Source organism: Curtobacterium sp. ME-Dv--P-122a (assembly GCF_030209645.1).
In the GTDB taxonomy this organism is placed as follows: Bacteria; Actinomycetota; Actinomycetes; order Actinomycetales; family Microbacteriaceae; genus Curtobacterium; species Curtobacterium flaccumfaciens.
On record NZ_JARVRO010000012.1, the window covers coordinates 52,935 to 77,205 of the forward strand.

Below are 24,271 nucleotides of genomic sequence, written 5' to 3' on the forward strand. Positions count from 1 at the left end.
CGTGCGCCCGCGTGGCGCGCGCGAGACAGAAATAGACTCCCGAACATGAAGCTCGAACTCCGCGGCATCACCAAGCGGTTCGGCGCCCTGGTCGCCAACGACCACATCTCGCTCACCGTCGAGCCGGGTGAGGTCCACTGCCTCCTGGGTGAGAACGGCGCCGGCAAGTCCACCCTGATGAACGTCCTGTACGGCCTGTACGACGCCGACGAGGGCGAGATCCTGCTCGACGACGTGGTGCAGGACTTCGACGGCCCCGGTGACGCCATGCGCGCCGGCATCGGCATGGTGCACCAGCACTTCATGCTCGTGCCCGTGTTCACCGTCGCCGAGAACGTGATGCTCGGCCAGGAGCAGACCACCTTCGGCGGGCGGCTCGACCTGGCCGGTGCCCGGAAGCGCGTGCAGGAGATCTCCGATCGCTTCGGGTTCGACGTCGACCCCGACGCCAAGGTCGAGGACCTGCCCGTCGGTGTGCAGCAGCGCGTCGAGATCATCAAGGCGCTGTCCCGCGACGCCTCCGTGCTGGTGTTCGACGAGCCGACGGCCGTCCTCACCCCGCAGGAGACCGACGAGCTGATGGGCATCATGCGCCAGCTCCGCGAGGCCGGCACCGCGATCGTCTTCATCACCCACAAGCTGCGCGAGGTGCGCGAGGTCGCCGACCGCATCACGGTCATCCGTCTCGGCAAGGTCGTCGGCGAGGCATCGCCGACCGCCACGAACAACGAGCTGGCCGCGCTGATGGTCGGCCGTGCTGTCTCGCTCGTGGTCGACAAGGCTCCCGCGACCGGTGGCGCGGACGCCCTGGTCGTCGAGAACCTGACCGTGACCGACCCGTCCGGCATCGTGCTCGTCGACGACGTCTCCTTCACGGTGCGCCGCGGCGAGGTCCTGGCGATCGCCGGGGTGCAGGGCAACGGGCAGACCGAGCTCACCGAGGCGATCATCGGTCTCGAGCCCGCCCATGCTGGCCGCATCACCCTCGACGGCAAGGAACTCACCGGTCGGAGCGTCAAGCAGGTGCTCGACGCCGGCGTCGGCTTCGTCCCCGAGGACCGCAAGGAGGACGGCCTGGTCGGCGAGTTCACGATTGCCGAGAACCTGATGCTCGACCGGGCCGACCACGCCGAGTTCGTCCGCGCCGGCACGATCCGCTCGGCCGAGCGTGACGCCTTCGCCGACGAGAAGATCGCCGAGTTCGACATCCGGACGCCGGGTCGCACCACCGCGGCCGGTCGGCTGTCCGGTGGCAACCAGCAGAAGATCGTCCTGGCGCGCGAACTGAGCCGTGAGCTGCGGCTGTTCGTCGCCGCGCAGCCCACCCGCGGCATCGACGTCGGCTCGATCGAGTTCGTCCACAAGCGCATCGTCGCCACCCGCGACACCGGTGTGCCGGTCATCGTCGTCTCCACCGAGCTCGACGAGGTCGTGGCCCTGGCCGACCGGATCGCCGTGATGTACCGCGGCGGCATCGTCGGCATCGTCCCCGCGACCACCCCCCGTGACGTCCTCGGCCTCATGATGGCCGGGGAGATCCCTGAAGGAACGGAGCTGGCAGCGTGACCACCCCACCGCCAGACAACACGCAGCAGCCAGCCCCCGAGGCGCCGCTCACCGACGACCGTCTGCAGGAGGTCGAGTCGACCCCGCACCTGATGACGGACTCGGCAGAGGACACCGAGCGCCGCAACGGCGCCGGTGGTGACCGCTGGCAGGCCGCCCTGCAGGGGATCCTGAACGGCTCCGTGCTCGTCACGGTGCTCGCCGTCGTCCTCGCGCTGGTCGCGTGCGGCATCCTCATCGCGGTGACGGACGAGAACGTCCGTGCCACCGCCGGCTACTTCTTCGCCCGACCCACGGACATGCTCCAGGCGATCGGCACCGCGGTCGGCGGCGCCTACGCCTCGCTGTTCCAGGGCTCGGTGTTCAACTTCGGCGCGGACTCGTTCCAGCAGGCGATCGGGCCGCTCACGCGCTCCGTCGACTACTCGGTGCCGCTCATCGCCGCCGGACTCGGGATCGCGCTGTCGTTCCGCGCCGGACTGTTCAACATCGGCGGCCAGGGCCAGATCCTGATGGGCGCCGCTGCCGCCGGTTGGGTCGGGTTCTCGTTCGACGGCCCCGCCGCGATCCACATCCCGCTCACGATCATCGCCGGCATCGTCGGCGGCGCGGTCTGGGGCGGCATCGTCGGGGTGCTCAAGGCCCGGACGGGTGCGAACGAGGTGGTCGTCACGATCATGCTCAACTACGTCGCGCTCTACCTGGTCAGCTACCTGCTCCGCACCCCGGGCCTGCTGCAGGCCCCGGGCAGCAGCAACCCGATCTCGCCCGCCACGAAGGACAGCGCGCTCCTGCCGCAGCTCTTCGGTGTGCGGTACGGCGTGGACCTCGGGTTCATCGTCGCGATCATCGCGGTCGTCGTCGTCTGGTGGCTCGTCAACAAGTCCTCGCTCGGCTTCCGCTTCCGCACCATCGGTGAGAACCCCCGTGCCGCCCGTGTGGCCGGCATGAGCGTCCCGTCGCTGACCATCTGGGTCATGGTCATCTCCGGTGCACTGGTCGGCATCGCCGGTGCCTACCAGGTGCAGGGCGCCGTCACCACGGGCTTCACCTCGGGCATCGACGCCGGCATCGGATTCGACGCCATCACCGTGGCCCTGCTCGGCCGTTCGAAGCCGTGGGGCGTGTTCTGGGCGGCGATCCTGTTCGGCGTGCTGAAGAACGGTGGCTACGCCATGCAGGCCGCCAACGGCATCCCGATCGACATCGTCGGCGTCATCCAGGCACTCATCGTCCTCTTCATCGCGGCGCCGCCGCTCGTCCGCGCGATCTTCCGGATCCCGCAGCCGGGTGCACGCAAGCGCACGAAGACGAGCAAGAACAGCAAGAAGGCGGTCGCCGCATGAGCACCCTCAGCCCCACCGCGGCCGCGCCGCGCATGCCCCTGGACGACCGCCCGGTCGAGACGACCCGCAGCTGGAAGCTCCCGATCGGGTACGGCGTGTTCACGCTGCTCGCGCTCGTGCTGTTCGGCTTCGGACACCGTCCCGGAACGGCGACGCTCCGCCTGGCCTCGAAGGGCGACTTCTTCGCGCTGCCGAACCTCCCGCTGCCGGCGACGGCCACCGGGATCGTCGTCACCGTGCTGCTCGCGCTCGCCACGGTGTACGCGATCGTCGAGACCCGTGCCTCCCGTCGTGTGCCGCTCTGGGTGACCTCGGTGTTCGCGATCGTCTTCGTGGTCGGTTTCCTCGCATGGGCGGTCGCCGGCGACTCGATCACCATCCCCGGCATGCTCTTCGGTGCGCTCGGCCTCGCGGTCCCGCTCGTCTTCGGTGCACTCGGCGGCGTCATCTCCGAGCGGGTCGGCGTGGTGAACATCGCGATCGAGGGCCAGTTCCTCGCCGGTGCGTTCACCTCGGCGCTCATCGCCTCGCTCACCGGGTCGCCCTGGGTCGGCCTCGTCGGCGCCCTGGTCGCGGGTGTGCTCGTGTCGTTCGTCCTCGCGGCGTTCAGCATCAAGTACCTTGTCGACCAGGTCATCGTCGGTGTCGTCATCAACGCCTTCATCTCGGGCCTGACCGGCTTCCTCTACTCGCAGGTGCTGTCCCCGAACCAGCAGACGCTCAACATCGGCATCCGGTTCCCGAAGTTCGAGGTCCCGGTGCTCCACCAGATCCCGATCATCGGACCGATCTTCTTCGAGCAGTCGGTCGTCGTCTACCTGGCCTACGTCGCCGTCGCGGTCGTCACCTTCGGCCTGTTCAAGACCCGCTGGGGTCTGCGACTCCGCGCCGTCGGCGAGCACCCGCAGGCCGCCGACACGGTGGGCATCAACGTCACGAGCACCCGGTTCTGGAACGTCTCGCTCGCCGGTGCGATCGCGGGCCTCGGCGGGGCGTACTTCACGCTCGACGCCACCGGCGGGTTCACGAAGGACATGACCGCGGGCGCGGGCTACATCGCCCTGGCCGCCGTGATCTTCGGCCGCTGGGACCCGATCAAGGCCACGCTCGCCGCCCTGCTGTTCGGCTTCGCGTCGAACCTGCAGAACACGCTCAGCGCGGTCGGCTCGCCCGTGCCGAGCGAGTTCCTGCTGATGCTGCCGTACGTGGTGACGATCTTCGCCGTGGCCGGCCTGGTCGGGCAGTCGCGCGGCCCCGCCGCGTCCGGCAAGCCCTACATCAAGAGCTGACGGCCTGGAGGCACGACACATGACCGACACGCAGCAACCAGGTGACCAGGCGGTCACCGCCACCGACCCGACGGACGCCGCCACGGGCCTCCCGGTCGACGACGTGGACTGGGGCGTCCTGCGGGACGCCGCCACGGCCGCGATGCGGCGCGCCTACGCGCCGTACTCGTCGTTCCCGGTGGGCGCCGCGGCGCTCACCGACGACGGCCGGATCGTCTCCGGCTGCAACATCGAGAACGCGAGCTACGGGGTGACGCTCTGCGCGGAGTGCTCGCTCGTGTCGCAGCTGCACATGACCGGCGGCGGCAAGCTCGTCGCGTTCACGTGCGTCGACGGCGACGGGGCGACCCTGATGCCGTGCGGCCGCTGCCGCCAGCTGCTGTTCGAGCACTCGACCGAGGGCATGCTCCTCGAGACGCTCTCCGGCATCCGCACCATCGACGAGGTCCTGCCGGACGCCTTCGGGCCGCGGACCCTCGCCACCTACCAGCAGGAGCACTGATCCACATGGCCGTCGAGCCGTTCGACACCGTCGACCTCATCCGTACGAAGCGCTCCGGCGGGGCCCTCAGCACCGCCGAGGTGGACTGGCTCGTCGACGCGTACACCCGCGGCTACGTCGAGGACCCGCAGATGGCCGCGATGGCGATGGCGATCTTCCTGAACGGGATGGAGCGGCGCGAGATCAAGGACCTCACGCTCGCGATGATCGCGTCGGGGGAGCGGATGTCGTTCTCGTCGCTCGGCAAGACGACCGTGGACAAGCACTCCACCGGTGGCGTCGGCGACAAGATCACGCTGCCGCTCGCACCCCTGGTGGCGTCGTTCGGCGTCGCCGTGCCCCAGCTGTCCGGCCGCGGGCTCGGGCACACCGGCGGCACGCTCGACAAGCTCGAGTCGATCCCCGGGTGGCAGGCGTCCATCTCGAACGACCGCATGATGCAGGTGCTGCAGGACGTCGGCGCGGTCATCTGCGCCGCCGGGTCCGGCCTGGCACCCGCGGACAAGAAGCTCTACGCGCTCCGCGACATCACCGGCACGGTCGAGTGCATCCCGCTCATCGCGTCGAGCATCATGTCGAAGAAGATCGCCGAGGGCACCGGGGCGCTCGTGCTCGACGTCAAGTTCGGGTCCGGCGCGTTCATGCCGACGTACGAGGCGTCCCGGGAGCTCGCGCAGACCATGGTCGACCTCGGCAACGACGCCGGGGTCGCGACCTCGGCGCTGCTGACCGACATGGAGGTCCCGCTCGGGCTGACGATCGGCAACGCGCTCGAGGTGCGGGAGTCGGTCGAGGTGCTCGCCGGCGGCGGCCCCGCCGACGTCGTCGAGTTGACGGTTGCGCTCGCGACCGAGATGCTCACGCTGGCCGGACTGCCCGACGCCGACCCGGCCGCGGCGCTCGCGGACGGCCGCGCCATGGACACCTGGCGTCGGATGATCGAGGCGCAGGGCGGGGACCCGTCCGCCACGTTGCCCGTGGCCCGCGAACAGCACGTCGTCACCGCTCCGACGTCGGGGGTCCTCACGCAGCAGGACGCGCTGCCGTTCGGCGTCTCGGCCTGGCGGCTCGGGGCCGGTCGTGCCCGCGCGCAGGACCCGGTGCAGGCCGGTGCGGGCATCGAGCTCCACGTCAAGCCGGGGGACACCGTGACCGAGGGCCAGCCGCTCTGGACGCTGCACTCCGACGACGCGTCGCGGATCCCGCGTGCGCTGGAGTCGCTCGAGGGCGCGTGGACCATCGGCCCGGCGGGCTCCGCTGCCGCGGCACGTGGGTCGATCGTGCGCGAGCGCATCGGGTCCTGAACCCGGCCACCCGACGAACCGGAGGCTCCCTGCACACCTGTGGGGAGCCTCCAGTGTCTTCCGTCGTGGGTTGTGCACAGGTGCCTGCGCGGCGGCGGTGACCACCGATAGCCTGGGGGCATGAGCGCCGACGCCCCGACCTACCGCCTGCCCGACGCCGGGGCGGTCATCAACGACCTGCCGAAGGTCTCGCTGCACGACCACCTCGACGGCGGCCTGCGTCCCGCGACCATCATCGAGCTCGCGGCCTCGGCGGGTGTGTCGCTCCCCACCACCGACCCGGCCGAGCTCGGGCAGTGGTTCGCCGACCAGTCGAACTCCGGCTCCCTGGTCGAGTACCTGAAGACGTTCGACGTCACCACGTCGGTGATGCAGACCGCACCGCAGCTCACCCGGATCGCCCGCGAGTTCGTCGAGGACCTGGTCGCCGACGGCGTCGTCTACGGCGAGGTCCGCTGGGCGCCGGAGCAGCACCTGCAGGGCGGACTGACCCTCGACCAGACGGTCGAGGCGGTGCAGGCCGGCATCGAGGAAGCCGTCGACGCCGCCGGTGGGCGCATCCGCGTCGGCCAGCTCGTCACCGCTATGCGGCACGCCGACCGGTCGCTCGAGATCGCCGAACTCGCCGTCCGGCACCGTGACGCCGGGGTCGTCGGCTTCGACATCGCCGGTGCCGAAGCCGGGTTCCCCGCCTCGAACCACCGTGCCGCCTTCGACTACCTGGCGTCCGAACTGTTCCCCGTCACCGTGCACGCGGGCGAGGCCGACGGACTCGCCTCCATCCGGTCCGCCCTGGTCGACGGCCGGGCGCTCCGCCTCGGGCACGGCGTCCGCATCTTCGAGGACGTCGCCCTGTCCGACGCCGGGGATGGCTCGACGCTGGCCTCCCTGGGCGAGGTCGCCTCGTGGGTCCGCGACCGCGAGATCCCGCTCGAGGTCTCGCCGTCGTCCAACCTGCAGACCGGGGCGATCGCCGCGTGGGGCGACGACCTCGCCGACCACCCGTTCGACGTGCTCTACCAGCTCGGCTTCCGCGTCACGGTGAACACCGACAACCGCCTGATGAGCGGGACCTCGCTGTCCAAGGAGCTCGCACTGCTCGCCGGCACGTTCGGGTACGACCTCGACGACCTGGCGGCGTTCCAGATCAACGCCGCGCTCGGGTCGTTCCTGCCGCTCGAGGACCGCGAGGAGATCATCGCCACCATCACGGCCGGGTACCAGGAGGCCTGACGCATGGGACTGCCACCGCTGCCGGACACCGCCGTCCTCCTCGGTGCGGACGCGCCCGCGTGGCGTGACGCGATGCGCCTGGTCGGCGGTGCGCTCGTCGCGTCGGGCGCCACCACCGACGAGTACACCGACGCCATGATCGGCATGGTCGAGGAGCACGGGCCGTACATCGTCATCTCGCCGGGGCTCGCGTTCGCGCACGCCCGGCCGGGTGGTGCCGTCGTGCGGGACGGACTCGCGATCGTGACGCTCGCGACGCCGGTGGCGTTCGGCCACCCGCACAACGACCCCGTCCGTGTGGTGCTCGGGCTCGCGGTGGCCGAGGTCGGCACCCACCTGGAGTCGATCGGCGAGATCGCGAACCTGTTCAACGACGCCACCGTCACCGGACGGATCGCGGCGGCGACCACCGCGGACGAGGTCCGCGCGATCATGGGGGTCTCCGCGTGAAGATCGTGACCATCTGCGGCGCCGGCATCGGGTCGAGCGGCATCCTCAAGGTGAACGCCGAGAAGGCGCTCGACGCCCTCGGGCTGTCGGCGTCGGTCGTCGCGGCGGACGTCGCGTCCGTGCGGGACGTCTCCGACGACGCGAACGTGATCCTGACGAGTCAGGAGTTCGTCGAGGCGATCGGTGACACCTACGCCGAGGTCATCGTCATCGCGAACCACTTCGACCAGGGCGAGATCACGGCGGCGGTGGACCGGGCGCTCGGCGAGCACTGAGGCGGGTGCGGTGGCGGCCGCGGCGGCGGGCGCTGCGGCGGCGCTGCGGCGGGCGCTGCGGCGGGCGTCCGCCCTTTAGAGTTGGGGCATGAGCACCGAGAACCCGCTGAACGACCCCGCTGCCGACCCGTTCGAGGTCGCGCGGGCCGCCGCCGCCGCCATCGCCGAACAGTCCGGCATCGAGCGGCACGACATCGCCCTGACCCTCGGCTCGGGCTGGGGCAAGGCCGCCGACATCATCGGTGAGACCGTGTCCGAGATCCCGGCCGAGCAGGTCCCCGGGTTCAGCGCCTCGGCCGTCCCCGGACACTCCGGCACGATCCGGTCGATCCGCCTCGCCGACGGCCGCCACGCGCTCGTCATCGGTGCCCGCACCCACTACTACGAGGGCCACGGGGTCCGTCGGGTCGTGCACAGCGTCCGCACCGCGGCGGCGACCGGTGCTTCGATCATGGTGCTGACCAACGGCGCCGGCGGCATCAAGGAGCACTGGACCCCGGGCACCCCGGTGCTCATCAGCGACCACATCAACCTGACCGCGGACAGCCCGCTCGAGGGCGCGACGTTCATCGACCTCACCGACCTGTACTCGGCGCGGCTGCGCGAGCTGGCCCGGACGGTCGACCCGTCGCTCGACGAGGGCGTGTACACGCAGTTCCGCGGCCCGCACTACGAGACCCCGGCCGAGGTCCAGATGGCGAAGACCATCGGCGGGCACATCGTGGGCATGTCCACGGCGCTCGAGGCCATCGCCGCCCGTCAGGCCGGCATGGAGGTCCTCGGGTTCTCGCTCATCACGAACCTCGCCGCGGGCATCCAGAAGACCCCGTTGTCGCACACCGAGGTGCTCGAGGCCGGCAAGCAGGCCGAGCCGGTGATCGCCGACCTGCTCGCACGCGTGGTCGCCGCACTCGGGCAGCCGGCGTCGTGAAGCTCGACCTCGACCAGGTGCTCGGCACCGCGCGGGCGTGGCTGGCGCAGGACCCCGACCCGGAGACCCGTGACGAGCTGGCCGCGGCGATCGACGCGGCGGCCGACGGTGACGGTCCCGCTGTCCGGGCGCTCGCCGAGCGGTTCGACGGCCGGCTGCAGTTCGGCACCGCCGGACTCCGCGCGGAGCTCGGCTGGGGCCCGCTGCGGATGAACCGGGTCGTCGTGACCCAGGCCGCTGCAGGGCTCGCACGGTTCCTCATCGACACCGGGCGCTCGCGCAGCGTCGTGATCGGGTACGACGGCCGGGTGAACTCGGACGTCTTCGCACGTGACTCGGCCGAGGTCATGCGCGGCCTCGGGCTCGAGGTCACCCTGCTGCCCTCGGCCCTGCCGACGCCGGTGCTCGCGTTCGCCGTCCGGCACCTGGACGTCGGTGCCGGCGTCATGGTCACCGCGAGCCACAACCCGCCGCGGGACAACGGGTATAAGGTCTACCTCGGTCAGGACGACGACGGCTCGCAGATCGTGCCGCCCGTCGACGGTGAGATCGCGGACGCCATCGACGCCGTGGCCGCGGGCTCCGTCACCGACCTGCCGCGCGGCACGGACTACACCGTCGCGACGTCGGCCCTGGTCGACGCCTACGTGGCCGCCACGGCCGCGATCGTGCCCGCTCCGTCACTCGCGGTCGAGGAGCAGCCGAAGGTCGTCTACACGGCCATGCACGGCGTCGGGTGGGAGACCGCTCGCGCGGTGTTCGCCGCCGCCGGATTCGCGTCACCGACGGTGGTGCCGGAGCAGATCGAGCCAGACGGTGCATTCCCGACGGTCTCGTTCCCGAACCCCGAAGAGCCCGGCGCCATGGACCTGGCGATCGCCCGTGGTCTCGCCGTCGGCGCCGACCTGGTGATCGCGAACGACCCCGACGCCGACCGGCTCGCACTCGCGATCCCGACGGCCTCGGACGCCGGTGCGCCGTCGTACCGTCGGCTGTCGGGCAACGAGGTCGGCTGGTTGCTCGGGTGGCGGGCCGCTGCACGGGCGTCCGAGTCCGGCGCGACCGGGACCCTCGCAGCCTCGATCGTCTCGTCGCCGGCGTTGGCCCGGGTGGCGGCGCGCCACGGGCTGGAGTACCGCGACACCCTGACCGGCTTCAAGTGGGTCTCGCGGGTGCCCGAGCTGCTGTTCGGCTACGAAGAGGCCCTGGGCTACCTGGTCGACCCGTCGGTCGTCCGCGACAAGGACGGCATCTCGGCTGCGCTCGAACTGCTGTCCCTCGCCGACGAGCTCGCCGCATCGGGCTCGACCATCGCCGACCACCTCGAGGCCTTCGCCGCCGAGTTCGGTGCGTTCGCGTCAGGCCAGGTGGCGACCCGCGTCGACGACCTGTCGCGCATCGGCGAGATCATGGCGTCGCTCCGGTCCACGCCGCCGTCGACGCTCGGCGGGCTCGACGTGCACACGGTGACGGACTACGTCGACGGGGTGGCGGGCTTCCCGCCCTCGGACATCCTGCGCTACGACCTGTCCGGCGACGCCCGGGTGATCGTCCGCCCGAGCGGGACCGAGCCCAAGGTGAAGGTCTACATCGACACCGTCGCGGACACTCCCGCCGAGGCCCAGCGTCTGGTCGACGCCCTCGCCGACGCGGTGCGCCCCCTGGTGTCGTAGGGCGCGGTCCGCCCGAACCAGGTTCCGGACACAGCACCGCGCATCTTCGCGGTGCTGTGTCCATTCCGCAGTGTCGCGTAAGCCCGGTACCGCTCCACAATGACAACGGGTCGGCTGGTTCTCCACAGCGACCGGGTCATCGTGCCGTGAGCGGCCGCCGGGACGCCACGCTGTCCCGATGGAACGCCTCACGCTCATGACGACTCCGGTGGACAGCGCAACGGCTCGCAGCATGCGGCGCAGAACGGAGCGCGGCGAGTTCCTCCGCATCGGCCACGGCGTTTCGACCCCCGCCCAGGCGTTCCGGGATGCGTCGGAAGCGGCGCGTCACCGTGCCCGGATCGATGCCGTCCTCGCTGCCTCCGGTCCGGGGCTGATCGTGTCGCACGCGTCGGCCGTCGTCATGCACGAGCTGCCCTGGTTCGGGCCACTCCCGGATCGCGTGGCCCTCACCGACCCCACGCGCGACCGCGCGCAGCGCCTGCGTTTCAGCGACAAGGTGCCGGCACGTGGTCGAGACGTGGCAACCGTGCTCATCGACGGGGTCGAGACGACGGACCTGGTGACCACGGCCATCGACGTTGCGCTCCGATCCGACCGGGGCCATGCCCTGGTCGTCCTCGACGCGGTGCTCCGACGAGGGGTCGATCGTCACGACCTGCTGGCCGAACTCGAATCACGACCGACACGCCGCGGTGCCCAGCGGGTCCGAGCGCTCCTCGAGCTCGCGGATGGTCGGATCGAGTCCGCCGGAGAGAGCCTCGCGCTGTTGGTGATGCGCGATCTCGGGTTGCCACGGCCGGAGCTGCAACACGAGTTCTCCGTCGACGGCCGATGCATCGCACGGGTCGACTTCTGGTTTCCGGAGCAGGGGGTGGTCGTGGAGTTCGACGGACTCGTCAAGTACCGGGCCGGCGAGGTTCGCGGCGCGCGGACGGCAGAAGAAGTGGTGATCGCGGAGAAGTTCCGAGAGGACGCGGTACGTGCAGTCCCGGGGGTCCGGGGTCTCGCGAGGCTGATCTGGCGGGAAGTCCTTCCGGGAGGAGATGCTCCGTCCACGCTCCGGAGGTCCGGACTCCCGGTCCCACTGGCGAGCCGCACGACACCAATGTGGTGACGCACCGTGGAACGGACACAGCACCGTGTAGATGCACGGTGCTGTGTCCGGAACCTGGTTCCGGGGGAGAGCAAGAACCCCCGCGCTACGCGAGCTCGAGCAGCACGTGACCGGACGAGACCGTCTGGCCGACCGGGGCGTTCAGCCCGGTGACGACGCCGTCCTTGTGGGCCTGCACGGGCTGCTCCATCTTCATGGCCTCGAGCACGACGAGCAGGTCGCCCTTCACCACGGTGTCGCCCTCGGCGACCGCGAGCTTCACCACGGTGGCCTGCATCGGCGACGCGACGGACGACCCGGACTTCGCCAGGCCCCCGCGGACGGCCGACGAGCGGCGCTTCGGGGGAGCGGTGGGGCCGGCCGGACGACGACCGGCGACACCGCCGGCAGCACCGCCACCGACGATCGACGGCATGGTGACTTCGATGCGCTTGCCCTGCACCTCGACCACGACGCTGTCGCGCGCAGCCGGGGCCGGCAGTTCCTCGGGGGAGCCGCTCCACGCCGGGATGTCGTTCACGAAGTCGCTCTCGATCCACTGCGTGTAGATGCTGAACGGCGAGGAGTCGTCCGTCGCGAACGCCGGGTCGGACACCACGGCACGGTGGAAGGGGAGCACGGTCGGCAGGCCGGTGACCTCGAACTCGGCGAGTGCACGACGCGAACGCTCCAGCGCCTCGGCACGGGTGGCGCCGGTGACGATCAGCTTCGCGAGCATCGAGTCGAACGAGCCGGACACGACGTCGCCGGAGACGACACCCGAGTCGACACGGACGCCGGGGCCGGACGGTGCGTTGAACGCGTGCACGGGGCCGGGCGCGGGGAAGAAGTTGCGACCCGGGTCCTCGCCGTTGATGCGGAACTCGAACGAGTGTCCCCGCGGCGTGGGGTCCGAGTAGTCGAGCACGCCACCCTCGGCGATGCGGAACTGCTCGCGCACCAGGTCGATGCCGGTGACCTCTTCGGAGACGCAGTGCTCGACCTGCAGGCGGGTGTTGACCTCGAGGAAGGACACGGTGCCGTCGGCGCCGATGAGGAACTCGCAGGTGCCGGCGCCGACGTAGCCGACCTCGCGCAGGATCGCCTTGGACGACTCGTACAGCGCGGTCTGCTGCTCGGGCGTCAGGTAGGGCGCCGGGGCTTCCTCGACGAGCTTCTGGTGGCGACGCTGCAGCGAGCAGTCGCGGGTGGAGACCACGACGACGTTGCCGTGCTCGTCCGCCAGGCACTGGGTCTCGACGTGGCGCGGCTTGTCCAGGTACTTCTCGACGAAGCACTCGCCCCGACCGAACGCGGCGATCGCCTCACGCGTGGCGGACTCGAAGAGCTCCTCGACCGAGGCACGGTCGCGGACGACCTTCAGACCACGACCGCCACCGCCGAACGCCGCCTTGATCGCGACGGGCAGACCGACCTGGTCGACGAAGTCGAAGACCTCGGAGACGTCTTGCACGGGCTCGATGGTGCCGGGGGCGAGCGGTGCGCCGACCTTCTCGGCGACGTGGCGCGCGGAGACCTTGTCGCCGAGGCGCTCGATCGACTCCGGCGACGGGCCGATCCAGACGAGCCCGGCATCGATGACAGCGCGGGCGAAATCGGCGTTCTCGGCGAGGAACCCGTAACCCGGGTGCACGGCGTCCGCACCGGAGCGGCGGGCGACCGAGATGATCTTGTCGATGACGAGGTACGTGTCGGCGCTCGTGGTGCCGTTCAGCGCGTAGGCCTCGTCGGCGAGGCGGGCGTGCAGGGCATCGCGGTCCTGGTCGGCGTAGACCGCGACCGATGCCTTGCCCGCGTCGCGGGCCGCGCGGATGATGCGGACGGCGATCTCGCCGCGGTTCGCGATGAGGACCTTGCTGATACGGGGCATGACACAGCAGCGTATTCGTGCGGCGGGAGTGCGTTTTGACTGGCACCCACAAAGAACCACCCGGAACAGGTGTGGATGTCTACAGTGCGCCGCGTCTAATGAGCCCAGAGATCGTGCCAGGCGATGCCGAAGCCACGGAGGAGCATCGACCGCAGCACCGGCAGCGACATCCCGATCACGGCGGACGGTGCTCCGTCGATCCGCGTGATGTACGCGGCGGCCCGACCGTCGATGGTGAAGGCACCCGCCACCTCGAGCGGCTCGCCCGTCGCGACGTACGCGTCGATCTCGTCGACGGACACGTCGTCGGCGAAGGTCAGCACCGCGCTGTCGACCGCGACCACGCGGTCGCCGGCGGCGGCCAGCGCTGACCCGCCGGGCGCGACGTCACCCAGCTGCGGGACGCCGGCGGTGGACGTGACCAGGGACCGGATGGGAGGCACGGTGCGGGCCGGTGCCGCGCCTCCAGGCCGTCCCGTGGCCGGTTCCGGGTCCCGGTGCCGGTCGTCGCGTCGTCGATCGATCACGCAGTGTCCGCTCCACAGCGTCCCGCCGCCGGCGGCGAGCATCTGCCGCCAGCGCTCCCGGGCGACCGCGGGGTCGTGCGGCTTGCCGTACAGCTGTCCGTCGACCTCGAACGCGGAGTCCCCGCCGAACACGACCCCGTCGACCGGGGACCCGGCGACCGCGGAGTCGGCGACCGCGGACGCCTTCGCGACGGCGAGGAGCGAGACGAGCTCCGGACCGGTCAGGTCACGGCCGAGCGATGCCGCTGCTGCGGCGCCGACGGCGTCCTCGTCGACCCCGGGGGACACGAGCACGGGTTCGATCCCGGACTGGGCGAGCAGTGCTCGGCGGGCGGGGGATGTACTCGCGAGGTACAGACGCATGGGACCATCTCACCATGGGTGAATCCGTCGGCACGCTGCTCGAACTCGACGTCACCGGGATCGCCCACGGCGGCATCTCGGTGGCACGGCACGAAGGACGGGTGGTCTTCGTCTCGGACGCGATCCCCGGGGAGCGCGTCGTCGCCCGGGTGACCGAGGACCGCAAGAAGTCGTTCTGGCGCGCCGACACGGTGAGCGTCATCACGCCGAGCGAGTACCGCGTCGACCACGTCTGGCCCGAGGCCGCGCTCGAGCGTGACCCCGAGACGCGCCCGGGTGGTGCCGAGTTCGGTCACATCGCCCTCGCACACCAGCGCACGCTGAAGCACGACGTCCTCGTCGACTCGTTCGCGCGGTTCGCGCGGATGGACCTCGCCGAGGTGCTCGGCCACGACGTCGTCGTCGAGGCCGCGCCCGGCGACGACGCGGCGAACGGCCTCGGCTGGCGCACCCGCGTCCGGCTGCACGTCGACGAGCAGGGCACCGCCGGCCCCTTCGCCGCCCGCTCGCACTCCGTGATCCCCGTCGCCAGCCTGCCGCTCGCGACCGCCGTCGTGCAGCAGAGCGCCCCGCTCGGCCGTGGTGCGCTGCCGGGGTCCTCGGTCATCGACGTCCTCGCACCGAGCGGCTCCGAGGGCGCGCGGCTCGTCATCGACGACCAGAAGCCCACCGTGGTGACCGAGGTCGTGGGGGAGCGCACGTTCCAGGTCGACGACAACGGGTTCTGGCAGGTGCACCGCGCCGCGGCGACCGTGCTCACCGAGGCCGTGCAGGACCTGGTCGACCGCGACCGCCTCGACCCCGAGGGCACCCACCTGGACCTGTACGGCGGTGTCGGCCTGCTCGCCGCCGCCCTCGGCGACCTGGTCGGCCCGAAGGCGCGCATCACGAGCGTCGAGAGCGCCGCCCGTGCCACCGAGCACGCGCAGGAGAACCTGTCCGAGTGGCTCGGCGCCCGCGCGGAGACCGGCCGCGTGGACCGCTGGCTGACGAACACGGTGGCGAACGCCTCACGCGCCGAGAAGGACCGCTTCCGCGCCGGCACGATCGTGCTCGACCCGCCCCGCGCCGGTGCCGGTCGTGACGTGGTCGTGCAGATCGCTGCGCTCCAGCCCGAGCAGGTCGTCTACGTGGCGTGCGACCCGGTGGCACTGGCCCGCGACGTCGCGACGTTCGCCGGCCTCGGCTACCGGCTCGAAGCACTGCGGGCCTTCGACCTGTTCCCGCACACGCACCACCTGGAAGCCGTCGCGCGCCTGGTCCCCACGCGCTGAGGTCCGGGGGTCACTCGACCGCGGGTCCTTGCGTGTCGGGGTGTCCACCAATCGGCGGACCGGCCAGCGTGGCGCAGCGGAGAAGCCCCGCACCTGAGTCCGGGCTGGGTATCCTGGGTCGTTGATGGCACTCCGGTTTCAGGGGCCGGCGTCGCGCATCGGAACGAGAGGCCACTGTGGCAGCAGGAACGACAACCACCAGCACCGAGACGTCAGGGGCGGCCACCAGGCCGGTCCGGGTCGCGATCGTCGACGACCACGAGTCCGTCCGACTCGGGATCCAGGCGGCGTGCCAGAACGAGGGGTTCGAGGTGGTGCTCACCGCCGCCAGCGTCCCCGAGTACGTCCAGAACCTCGACGGGCGAGAGGTCGACGTCGTCGTCCTCGACCTGTCCCTCGGTGACGGTTCGACCGTGACCGAGAACGTCAAGGGCGTGCAGGGGACGGGATCGGCGGTGCTCGTGCACTCGATCGCGGACCGTGTCGCCAACGTGCGTGAGGCGCTTGCAGCAGGGGCTGCCGGCGTCATCCCGAAGTCCTCGGCCACCAAGACGGTGATGGCCGCGGTCGCCACCGTCGCACGCGGTGACGTGCTCAACAACCTCGAGTGGGCGAGCGCCATCGACGCCGACCGCGACTTCGCGAAGGCGCAGCTCGGCCGCCGCGAGCGCGAGATCCTGCACCTCTACGCCTCGGGTCTCCCGCTCAAGCTCGCCGCCCAGCAGCTCGGTATCGGCTACTCGACGGCCCGTGAGTACCTCGACCGGATCCGTGTGAAGTACGTCGAGGTCGGTCGCCCGGCCCCGACGAAGGTCGACCTGCTGCGTCGAGCCGTCGAGGACGGGATCCTCCCCGGGCTCGACTCGGGCATCGACCCCGACGGCGACGGTCGCTGACACGGATGGCGACCGCGGCTGAGTCGGCGCGGCCGGTCGTCGAACCGGCGCCCTTCGGCGCCGATCCGGCGCGCAGCGTCCGCGCCTCGATCACGCAGGCGTCGGTGGAGCGCGCGTTCGCGATCCTCCTCGCGATGGCGGCGATCGGCCTCGGCATCGTCGACGCGCCCGCGGTCCTGCAGCAGCTGCCGTACCTCGACCCGTTCTGGGGCCCGACGCTGATGCTCGCCCTCGCGGCGTCGTTCGTGTTCATCGGGGTCTCGGCCTTCGTGCAGCGGGTCGCGCAGCTGGCGCAGATCGTCTGTGCGCTGCTGTTCCTCGTCGTGCTCGTGACGTGGACGGCGACGGTGCAGGAGCCCATCCCGTCGGCGCAGCAGCCGTGGCCGTGGTGGTTCTGCACGGTCGGCTGCACGGCGGCGGCGATGGGCTTCGCCACGTGGCGTGCGACGGTCTACACGGCGCTCGTGCCGGCCGTCTACGTCGTCATCCGGCTCAGCCCGCTCGGCGGCGACGTCGGGGTGCTCGCGGTCCTGCTCGACGGCGTGTACACGGCGCTGCTCAGCGGTGCGGTGCTCGTCATCGCGGTGGTGCTGCGGCGTGCGGCCACGTCGGTCGACACGGCGCAGTCCACGGCGGTGCGGCGGTACTCGCTCGCCATCCGGGAACACGCGACCGAGGTCGAGCGGGTGCAGGTGGACGCCATCGTGCACGACAGCGTGCTCACGACGCTGCTCTCCGCCGCCCGTGCCGACACGCTCGAGGCCAAGACCCTCGCCGCGCGGATGGCCCGGAACGCGATCGACCACCTCGAGGCCGCCGCCACCGACGGTCCCGGTGACGTCGCGCCGGTCGCCCTCGGCGAACTCCGGGCGCGCATCCGCGAGGGGGTCGGTGCGTTGCCCGCCCCGGTCCGCCTCGTCCCGACGCCGACCGGGTCGGTCCGCCTGCCCGCGTCGGTCGCCGACGCGCTGGCCTCGGCGGCGCTGCAGGCAGCGGTGAACAGCGTGCAGCACGCAGGCGACGGCGACGTCTCCCGCTGGGTCCGCGTCGAGCAGCAGGGCCAGGGGGTGCTCGTCGAGGTCGGTGACGAGGGCCGCGGGTTCGACGTCGCGGCGATCCCCGCCGAACGGCTCGGTGTCCGCCGCTCCATCGTCGAGCGCGTCGCGACCGTCGACGGCCGCGCCGAGGTGCACACCGCCCCGGGCGAGGGCACCCGCATCGTGCTGACGTGGTCGCCGGCCGCGAGGACGACCGCATGAAGGTCTCCCTGCCGGCGAGCATCGCCCTCGGCCTGGCGTCGCTGTTCTCCCTCTACCACCTGGTCCTCGCCGCGGCCACGTTGCCGCGCGTCGACCAGGTCGCCCCGATCATCGCCTGCATGGTCCTGTACGCCGCGGCCACCGGCCTCGCACTGTTCGTCCCCGGCAGGGTCCTGCCGGTCTGGACGGCCTGCTTCTCCCTCGCCACCGCGATCGTGATGCCGGTGATCGCCGCCCCCGTCCTCGTCGATGGTCGTGGTCCGGGCTCCGCCACCTGGTGGATCGCGGCCATCGGCACGCTCATGGTGGTGCTCGTCGTGCGCGGCCGGGGCCCCTTCGCGTGGGCCGGCGTGCTGTTCCTGACCGTGTACACCGTCGCCTGGGCCGGCCTCGGCTCGCTCGGTGGGCTCGGCGTGGTCGGCAGCGTCGCCTGGGTCGCGATCGCCACGGTCTTCGCCGCCGCGATGAGCCGCGCCATCCGGAACACCCGTGAGCTCGTCCTCGCCGAGCAGGAGACCGCCGACTGGCAGGCCGCGCAGGACGCCCACGTGTTCGAGCGGCAGTTCCGGCTGAGCCAGACCACCCGGATGGCCCTGCCGATGCTGCAGCGCATCATCGACTCCTGCGGCGACCTCGACGACGCCGACCGCGCCGAGTGCCTCCACCTCGAGCAGGCCATCCGCGACGAGATCCGGGGCCGGTCCCTGTTGTCCGACGACGTCCGCGACGAGGTGATGCGCCTGCGTCGCCGCGGAGCGACCGTCCAGCTGCACGACGACGGTGGGCTCGACGACCTGGACGCCCCGGACATCCGGCGCATCCACGCCCGTGTCGCCGAGGCACTCCGGCAGGCCCGCGACGCCGACAACGTCATCGTCCGGACCGTGGGCGAAGGGTCCGACTCCGCGGTGACCGTCGTCGGACTCCGCCTCGACGGCGCGGCCAGCGAGTCCGCGGCGCTCGGAGCGGGGATGGACGACGACGACGGGGACGAGGACGACTCCGTCGCACTCTGGCTGGAGATCCCGCGGCACGAGCCCGCGTAGCGCGCGGCACGCTCGGTACAGCGCGCGGCAGCGCGTGCACGCGTGTCGCGACGACGCACCACGTGATCGACGCGTGAATCGTCGCGAACGTGGTGCGGACGGCGCTGCGGACGCGCGTGGTGCGCCGGGCGTGCGGGCGGCGGTGGACGCGATGGGGGACAGCCGGGAGGCCCGTGGCGGCCCCGCCACGGGCCTCCCGGCCGTCACATGGGTGCGCCGGGCGGGCGCGCGCTCGGAAGCGACCATGTCGTTGTCGTACGACGTCGACGGTGTCGTTCCGCGTCGGCCTCGGTACCGCCCCGCGCGCCGCACCGACGCCCGCCCGCACGCGCTGAACGCCCCGGAAACGGGGAACGGGCCGGTCGGATACCGACCGGCCCGTTCACGACCCGAGGCTGAGCGACAACCCGAATGTCGCCCTGCCTCGCAGCGGGCGGTGGCTTCGTACCCTAGTCGGCCACCGTCCTGCGATGTCTTTCGTTGAAGGACACCGAACACCAACTACTATGCCCACGCACGAGCCGCATGTCAGTCGTCATTATGGGGGACAATTCCGGCATTTCCGGTCCGTATCCGCTGAACGTGTCCCCCGAGTGAGGGGATACCGACCGGGAAGTGCGCCCTGCAACCGTTCCGGTCGCCAGTGCACCAGGGGTACATCAGCGGAGCGATCGGCCCCAGGCGCCCGGTCCGTGGTCGAGCGGGCGGCGGAGGCCGCGGGCCGCGGCGTCCCACCCGGTGCGGGGCTCGACGACCACGGCGGCGCGTCCGGCGGCAGCGGCCTCGTCGGCCTGGCGCTGCAGGACTGCCACGACGGCGGCGAGTTCCTCGGGGGTGGGGTCGCCGGAGACCACCCGGACGTCCGCCACCGAGGCGGGCTCGTCCGAGGGCACGGCTGCTGCGTGGCGACCCATCAGAGGGGGATGTTCCCGTGCTTCTTCGGGGGCAGCGTGGCGCGCTTGCCCCGCAGCGACCGGAGGGCCTTGATGACCGACACGCGCGTCGCGTGCGGCTGGATGATGCCGTCGAGCTCACCGCGCTCGGCCGCCAGGTACGGCGACGCGACGTTGTACGTGTACTCGTTCGCGAGCTTCGTGCGGACCGCGGCGACGTCCTCGCCGGACTCCTCGGCGCGCTTGATCTCGGCGCGGTACAGGATGTTCACGGCGCCCTGGCCGCCCATGACGGCGATCTCGGCGGTCGGCCACGCCAGGTTGATGTCGGCGCCGAGCTGCTTCGAGCCCATCACGATGTACGCGCCGCCGTAGGCCTTGCGGGTGATGACGGTGACGAGCGGGACGGTGGCCTCGGCGTAGGCGTACAGCAGCTTCGCGCCGCGGCGGATGACGCCGGTCCACTCCTGGTCGGTGCCGGGCAGGTAGCCGGGCACGTCCACCAGGGTCAGGATCGGGATGCCGAACGCGTCGCAGAACCGCACGAAGCGGGCGGCCTTCTCGCCGGCGTCGATGTTCAGCGTGCCGGCCATCGCCTGCGGCTGGTTCGCGATGATGCCGACCGTGCGGCCCTCGACCCGGCCGAAGCCGATCAGGATGTTCGGCGCGAAGAGCGGCTGGACCTCGAGGAACTCACCGTCGTCGACGATGTGCTCGATGATCGTGGTGACGTCGTACGGCTGGTTCGTCGAGTCCGGGATCACGAGGTCGAGCTCGTGGTCGGCGTCGGTGGTCTCGAGCTCCGGGGCGACGTCGTAGGCCGGCGGGTCGGACAGGTTGTTGTCCGGCAGGAACCCGATGAGCGAGCGCGCGTAGTCGAGCGCGTCGGTCTCGTCCTCGGCCAGGTAGTGGGCCACGCCGGAGACCGCGTTGTGCGTCTGGGCGCCGCCGAGCTCCTCGAAGCCGACGTCCTCGCCCGTGACGGTCTTGATCACGTCGGGGCCGGTGACGAACATGTGGCTGGTCTTGTCGACCATGATGACGAAGTCGGTGAGGGCGGGGGAGTACACCGCACCGCCGGCCGCCGGACCCATCACGATGGACAGCTGCGGGATGACGCCTGAGGCCTGGGTGTTCAGGCGGAAGATCTCGCCGTACTTGCCGAGCGCGACGACGCCTTCCTGGATGCGGGCGCCGCCGGAGTCGAGGATGCCGATGATCGGCACGCCCGTCTTCAGCGCGTGCTGCATGACCTTGATGATCTTCTCGCCGGCGACCTCGCCGAGCGACCCGCCGAAGACCGTGAAGTCCTGCGCGTAGACGGCGACGTTGCGACCGTGGATCGTGCCGACGCCGGTGACGACCGCGTCACCGTAGGGGCGCTTGGCGTCCATGCCGAACGACGTGGTGCGGTGCCGCACGAACTCGTCGAACTCCACGAAGGAGTTCTCGTCGAGCAGCTGCTCGATGCGTTCGCGCGCGGTGCCCTTGCCCTTCGCGTGCTGCTTGGCGATGGCGGATTCGCCCGCGGCGGTCACGGCCTCGTGGTACCGGTCGCGGAGGTCGGCCAGTCGGCCGGCCGTCGTCGACAGATCGGGGGTGTCTCCTGAAGTCACCCGCTCACCCTACCGGCGGGTGCCACGCTGCCGGTTGGAGGACCCCCACGGTTCCTGCCCGTACATTTGCGTGCATGTCCACATCCCCGTCGCCGTCGTTCCCCGCCACCAGCGCGGCTGTCCGGTCGGCGGGCGCGACGATCACCACTCCCGCCGAGACCGGGTCCACCAACGCGGACCTGCTCGCCGCCGCCCCCGGGCAGCAGCACGGCAGCGTCGTCGCGACCTTGCACCAGACCGCGGGCCGGGGTCGGCTGGACCGCACCTGGACCGCTCCGGCCGGTGAGACGCTGGCCGCCAGCGTGCTCGTCCGTGCGGACCTGGACGACCACGACCGCGGCTGGTTGCCGCTGGTCGCCGGGGCGGCGATGCGCGACGCGATCGCGTCGGTGCTCCCCGCCGGCGCGGACGTCGTCGTGAAGTGGCCGAACGACGTGCAGGTCGCCGGGGACAAGGTGTGCGGGATCCTCTGCCAGGTCGCCGCCGACGGCAGCGTCGTGGTCGGGGCCGGCGTGAACCTGACGATCCCGGCTGATCGGCTGCCCACTCCGACGTCCACCTCGCTCCTGCTCGCCGGCGCGGTCGACGACGCACCCGCCTTGGCCGACGCGGTCCTGTCCGCCTTCCTGCGGTCCGTCCTGGAGGCGGTGGCCGGCCTGGTCACCGGGGGTCCCGCCGCCGAGACGGTCCGGTCCCACGTCCGCGCCGCATGCGGCACCATCGGTCGCCGCATCCGCCTCGAGCTGCCGGACGGCACCGTCGAGGAGGCCGACGCGATCGGCATCGACGACGCCGGTCGCATCACGATCCGGGACCAGGCGGGCGGCACCAGGGGCGTCGCGGTGGGGGACGTCACCCACCTGCGGTATGCATGACGGCATGACCGCCGAGCCCCCGCCCGAACGTGTCGTCGCACGCCTGCGACCACACGCCCGTCGGCTGGTGCGCCCGGCGGTGTTCGTCGTGCTCGTCACCGCGGCCGGCGGGTTCGGCTTCGGCGTGTTCCAGGCGCAGCTGGCGTGGCTGAACGCCGTCGTCGCGCTCGTCGTCGTGGTGCTCGTCGTGTTCGGCGGCGCCGTCCCGCTGTTCCGCTGGATGTCGGAGCGGTACGTCGTCACCACGCGTCGCCTGGTCGTGGTCAACGGACTCGGCACGCGGACCCGACGGGAGCTCCTGCACTCCCGCGGCTACGACGTCACCGTGCGGCGCCGCGGGCTGCAGGGGCTGTTCCGCTCCGGTGACGTGCTCGTGTTCCCCGGCGACGACCCAGCGGTGGTCCTCGCCGACGTGCCGCACGCCGACCTCGTCGTCGCCGTCCTGCACGACCTGGTGGAGGCCTACGAGGCCAGACGCCGGCACCGTGAGCCGGACTGGGACGAGATCGTCGGCGGTCCGGACCGTCCGCCGTGGGGCGACGTGCGGGCCTGACCCGGCCGCTGCGAGCGTCGCCGCGGGCGCCGTGATGAGACTTCGGCGAGAAACCGGTACCTTCTTCGACGTGCGTATCTCTGTGATCGGCTGCGGCTACCTCGGTGCCGTGCACGCCGCCTCCATGGCCAAACTCGGACACGAGGTCGTCGCCGTGGACGTCGACCCCACCAAGATCGAGCGGCTCGCCGCGGGCGAGGCCCCCTTCTTCGAACCCGGCCTGCCCGAGATCCTGACCGAGGCCCTCGAGTCCGGTCGGATCCGCTTCACCACCGACATGGCCGAGGTCGCCGGTGCCCGCGTGCACTTCCTCGCCGTCGGCACCCCGCAGGGTCCCACCGGTGCCGCGGACCTGACCTACGTCAACGCCGCCGTCGCCGCGCTCACCCCGCACCTGTCCGCCGGCGAGTTCGTCGTCGGTAAGTCGACCGTTCCCGTCGGCACGGCCGCACGTCTGGCCGCCGAGGTCAGCGAGGCCGTCCCCGGTGCCACGCTCGTCTGGAACCCCGAGTTCCTGCGTGAGGGCTTCGCCGTGCAGGACACCATCGCGCCGGACCGCTTCGTCTACGGCGTGCCGGACGGCGAGGCCGGCGAACAGGCCGTCGCCGCCCTCGACGAGGTCTACGCCGAGGCGCTGTCCACCGGCACGCCCCGACTCGTCGTCAACCTGCCCACCGCCGAGCTCGTGAAGATCAGCGCGAACGCGTTCCTCGCCACGAAGATCTCGTTCATCAACTCGATGGCCGAGATCGCCGAGGTCGCCGGTGCCGACGTGACGGCGCTCGCCGACGCGATCGGCCACGACGCCCGCATCGGCCGGAAGTTCCTGAACGCCGGCCTCGGCTTCGGTGGCGGGTGCCTGCCGAAGGACATCCGTGCGTTCCAGGCACGGGCGAACGAGCTGGGCGTCGGGGAGTCCCTGGCGTTCCTGGCCGACGTCGACGCCACGAACCTGCGCCGTCGCGCCCACGTCGTCGAGCTGGCGCAGGAGCTGCTCGGCGGTGTCGTCAGCGGCAAGCGCGTCGCGGTGCTCGGCCTGGCGTTCAAGCCGAACTCCGACGACGTGCGTGACTCGCCGGCCCTGGACATCGCAGCCCGCCTGCAGGAACTCGGCGCCGTCGTCTCGGCGTACGACCCCGAGGCCGTCGTCACCGCGCGCCGCGTCCACCCGGAGCTCGACTACGTCGAGAGTGCGGCCGAGGCGCTGGGCGGGGCGGAGCTCGTGCTCGTGCTCACCGAGTGGACCGAGTTCCGGGAGCTCGACGCGACCGCCGCCGCCGCACTCGTGGCGTCGCCGGTCGTCATCGACGGCCGCAACTGCCTCGATCGTGACGCGTGGACCGCCGCCGGCTTCACGTACCGCGGCATGGGGCGCTAGGGCGACACACAGGAGGCCCGGTGCCGGTCCGTGGG

At 71.6% G+C, this 24,271-nt stretch carries 22 protein-coding genes; 18 read left to right on the top strand and 4 right to left on the bottom strand.

The annotated features are described in order from the left end of the window. The first annotated feature begins 45 nt into the window (after positions 1-45). The 11 genes from QRN49_RS12750 to QRN49_RS12800 all read left to right on the top strand — a co-directional run bounded on the left by QRN49_RS12750 (position 46) and on the right by QRN49_RS12800 (position 11,686). Positions 46-1,566, top strand: a complete 1,521-nt coding sequence (locus QRN49_RS12750) for an ABC transporter ATP-binding protein (protein ID WP_071406403.1) — start codon at positions 46-48, stop codon at positions 1,564-1,566. After that, positions 1,563-2,912: an ABC transporter permease gene (locus QRN49_RS12755; RefSeq protein ID WP_284756254.1), complete on the top strand. Its 1,350-nt coding sequence runs from the start codon at positions 1,563-1,565 to the stop codon at positions 2,910-2,912. Before QRN49_RS12750 ends, QRN49_RS12755 begins: the two co-directional genes overlap by 4 nt. Beyond that, on the top strand, positions 2,909-4,201 hold the full coding sequence (locus QRN49_RS12760) for an ABC transporter permease (RefSeq protein ID WP_084741425.1): 1,293 nt from the start codon (positions 2,909-2,911) through the stop codon (positions 4,199-4,201). The genes QRN49_RS12755 and QRN49_RS12760 overlap by 4 nt, the downstream gene beginning before the upstream one ends. 19 nt (positions 4,202-4,220) lie before the next feature. After that, positions 4,221-4,703 (top strand): cytidine deaminase, encoded by a 483-nt coding sequence (locus QRN49_RS12765; protein WP_071244268.1) that lies wholly within the window; start codon positions 4,221-4,223, stop codon positions 4,701-4,703. Positions 4,704-4,708: 5 nt separating this feature from the next. Beyond that, positions 4,709-6,007 (top strand): thymidine phosphorylase, encoded by a 1,299-nt coding sequence (locus tag QRN49_RS12770; protein WP_284756258.1) that lies wholly within the window; start codon positions 4,709-4,711, stop codon positions 6,005-6,007. A gap of 120 nt (positions 6,008-6,127) precedes the next feature. Further along, a complete protein-coding gene (locus QRN49_RS12775; protein ID WP_111022313.1) occupies positions 6,128-7,240 on the top strand; it encodes an adenosine deaminase in 1,113 nt (370 codons plus the stop codon). A gap of 3 nt (positions 7,241-7,243) precedes the next feature. Then, positions 7,244-7,690, top strand: a complete 447-nt coding sequence (locus QRN49_RS12780; RefSeq protein ID WP_111029446.1) for a PTS sugar transporter subunit IIA — start codon at positions 7,244-7,246, stop codon at positions 7,688-7,690. After that, positions 7,687-7,965: a PTS sugar transporter subunit IIB gene (locus QRN49_RS12785; RefSeq protein ID WP_027466460.1), complete on the top strand. Its 279-nt coding sequence runs from the start codon at positions 7,687-7,689 to the stop codon at positions 7,963-7,965. The genes QRN49_RS12780 and QRN49_RS12785 overlap by 4 nt, the downstream gene beginning before the upstream one ends. A gap of 88 nt (positions 7,966-8,053) precedes the next feature. Next, complete coding sequence (locus QRN49_RS12790; protein ID WP_071244261.1) at positions 8,054-8,896, top strand: purine-nucleoside phosphorylase; 843 nt, start codon at positions 8,054-8,056, stop codon at positions 8,894-8,896. Then, positions 8,893-10,569, top strand: coding sequence for a phospho-sugar mutase (locus QRN49_RS12795; protein ID WP_284756262.1), 1,677 nt, complete (start codon positions 8,893-8,895; stop codon positions 10,567-10,569). The genes QRN49_RS12790 and QRN49_RS12795 overlap by 4 nt, the downstream gene beginning before the upstream one ends. Before the next feature lie 442 nt (positions 10,570-11,011). Next, positions 11,012-11,686 carry a type IV toxin-antitoxin system AbiEi family antitoxin gene (locus tag QRN49_RS12800; protein WP_284756264.1) on the top strand — a complete coding sequence of 225 codons (675 nt, stop codon included), beginning with the start codon at positions 11,012-11,014 and terminating at the stop codon, positions 11,684-11,686. A gap of 85 nt (positions 11,687-11,771) precedes the next feature. On the opposite strand, the gene QRN49_RS12805 is transcribed toward QRN49_RS12800, so the two are convergent. Both QRN49_RS12805 and QRN49_RS12810 read right to left on the bottom strand, forming a co-directional pair. After that, positions 11,772-13,556 carry an acetyl/propionyl/methylcrotonyl-CoA carboxylase subunit alpha gene (locus tag QRN49_RS12805; protein ID WP_111022317.1) on the bottom strand — a complete coding sequence of 595 codons (1,785 nt, stop codon included), beginning with the start codon at positions 13,554-13,556 and terminating at the stop codon, positions 11,772-11,774. Between the two features lie 95 nt (positions 13,557-13,651). Further along, positions 13,652-14,446, bottom strand: coding sequence for a Maf family protein (locus QRN49_RS12810; RefSeq protein WP_284756267.1), 795 nt, complete (start codon positions 14,444-14,446; stop codon positions 13,652-13,654). Positions 14,447-14,460: 14 nt separating this feature from the next. On the opposite strand from QRN49_RS12810, the gene QRN49_RS12815 reads away from it, so the two are divergent. The 4 genes from QRN49_RS12815 (at position 14,461) to QRN49_RS12830 (ending at position 18,921) form a co-directional block, all read left to right on the top strand. Then, positions 14,461-15,720 carry a class I SAM-dependent RNA methyltransferase gene (locus tag QRN49_RS12815; protein WP_284756269.1) on the top strand — a complete coding sequence of 420 codons (1,260 nt, stop codon included), beginning with the start codon at positions 14,461-14,463 and terminating at the stop codon, positions 15,718-15,720. Between the two features lie 176 nt (positions 15,721-15,896). Next, positions 15,897-16,616: a response regulator transcription factor gene (locus tag QRN49_RS12820; protein ID WP_017888757.1), complete on the top strand. Its 720-nt coding sequence runs from the start codon at positions 15,897-15,899 to the stop codon at positions 16,614-16,616. Positions 16,617-16,621: 5 nt separating this feature from the next. Beyond that, positions 16,622-17,875 carry a sensor histidine kinase gene (locus QRN49_RS12825; protein ID WP_262133309.1) on the top strand — a complete coding sequence of 418 codons (1,254 nt, stop codon included), beginning with the start codon at positions 16,622-16,624 and terminating at the stop codon, positions 17,873-17,875. Further along, positions 17,872-18,921 carry a DUF8320 family protein gene (locus QRN49_RS12830; protein WP_071406459.1) on the top strand — a complete coding sequence of 350 codons (1,050 nt, stop codon included), beginning with the start codon at positions 17,872-17,874 and terminating at the stop codon, positions 18,919-18,921. The genes QRN49_RS12825 and QRN49_RS12830 overlap by 4 nt, the downstream gene beginning before the upstream one ends. A 659-nt stretch (positions 18,922-19,580) precedes the next feature. Here the strand turns inward: QRN49_RS12830 and QRN49_RS12835 are convergent. After that, positions 19,581-19,835, bottom strand: a complete 255-nt coding sequence (locus QRN49_RS12835; RefSeq protein ID WP_051596908.1) for an acyl-CoA carboxylase subunit epsilon — start codon at positions 19,833-19,835, stop codon at positions 19,581-19,583. Further along, a complete protein-coding gene (locus QRN49_RS12840; protein ID WP_071406413.1) occupies positions 19,835-21,430 on the bottom strand; it encodes an acyl-CoA carboxylase subunit beta in 1,596 nt (531 codons plus the stop codon). The genes QRN49_RS12835 and QRN49_RS12840 overlap by 1 nt, the downstream gene beginning before the upstream one ends. A gap of 74 nt (positions 21,431-21,504) precedes the next feature. On the opposite strand from QRN49_RS12840, the gene QRN49_RS12845 reads away from it, so the two are divergent. The 3 genes from QRN49_RS12845 to QRN49_RS12855 all read left to right on the top strand — a co-directional run bounded on the left by QRN49_RS12845 (position 21,505) and on the right by QRN49_RS12855 (position 24,236). Then, the gene (locus tag QRN49_RS12845; RefSeq protein ID WP_284756276.1) at positions 21,505-22,305 is read left to right on the top strand and encodes a biotin--[acetyl-CoA-carboxylase] ligase; all 801 of its coding nucleotides are present in this window, start codon (positions 21,505-21,507) and stop codon (positions 22,303-22,305) included. Between the two features lie 4 nt (positions 22,306-22,309). Further along, positions 22,310-22,858 (top strand): PH domain-containing protein, encoded by a 549-nt coding sequence (locus QRN49_RS12850; RefSeq protein ID WP_071244247.1) that lies wholly within the window; start codon positions 22,310-22,312, stop codon positions 22,856-22,858. A 70-nt stretch (positions 22,859-22,928) separates the two neighbouring features. After that, on the top strand, positions 22,929-24,236 hold the full coding sequence (locus QRN49_RS12855; protein WP_071406414.1) for a UDP-glucose dehydrogenase family protein: 1,308 nt from the start codon (positions 22,929-22,931) through the stop codon (positions 24,234-24,236). Positions 24,237-24,271: the final 35 nt, after the last annotated feature.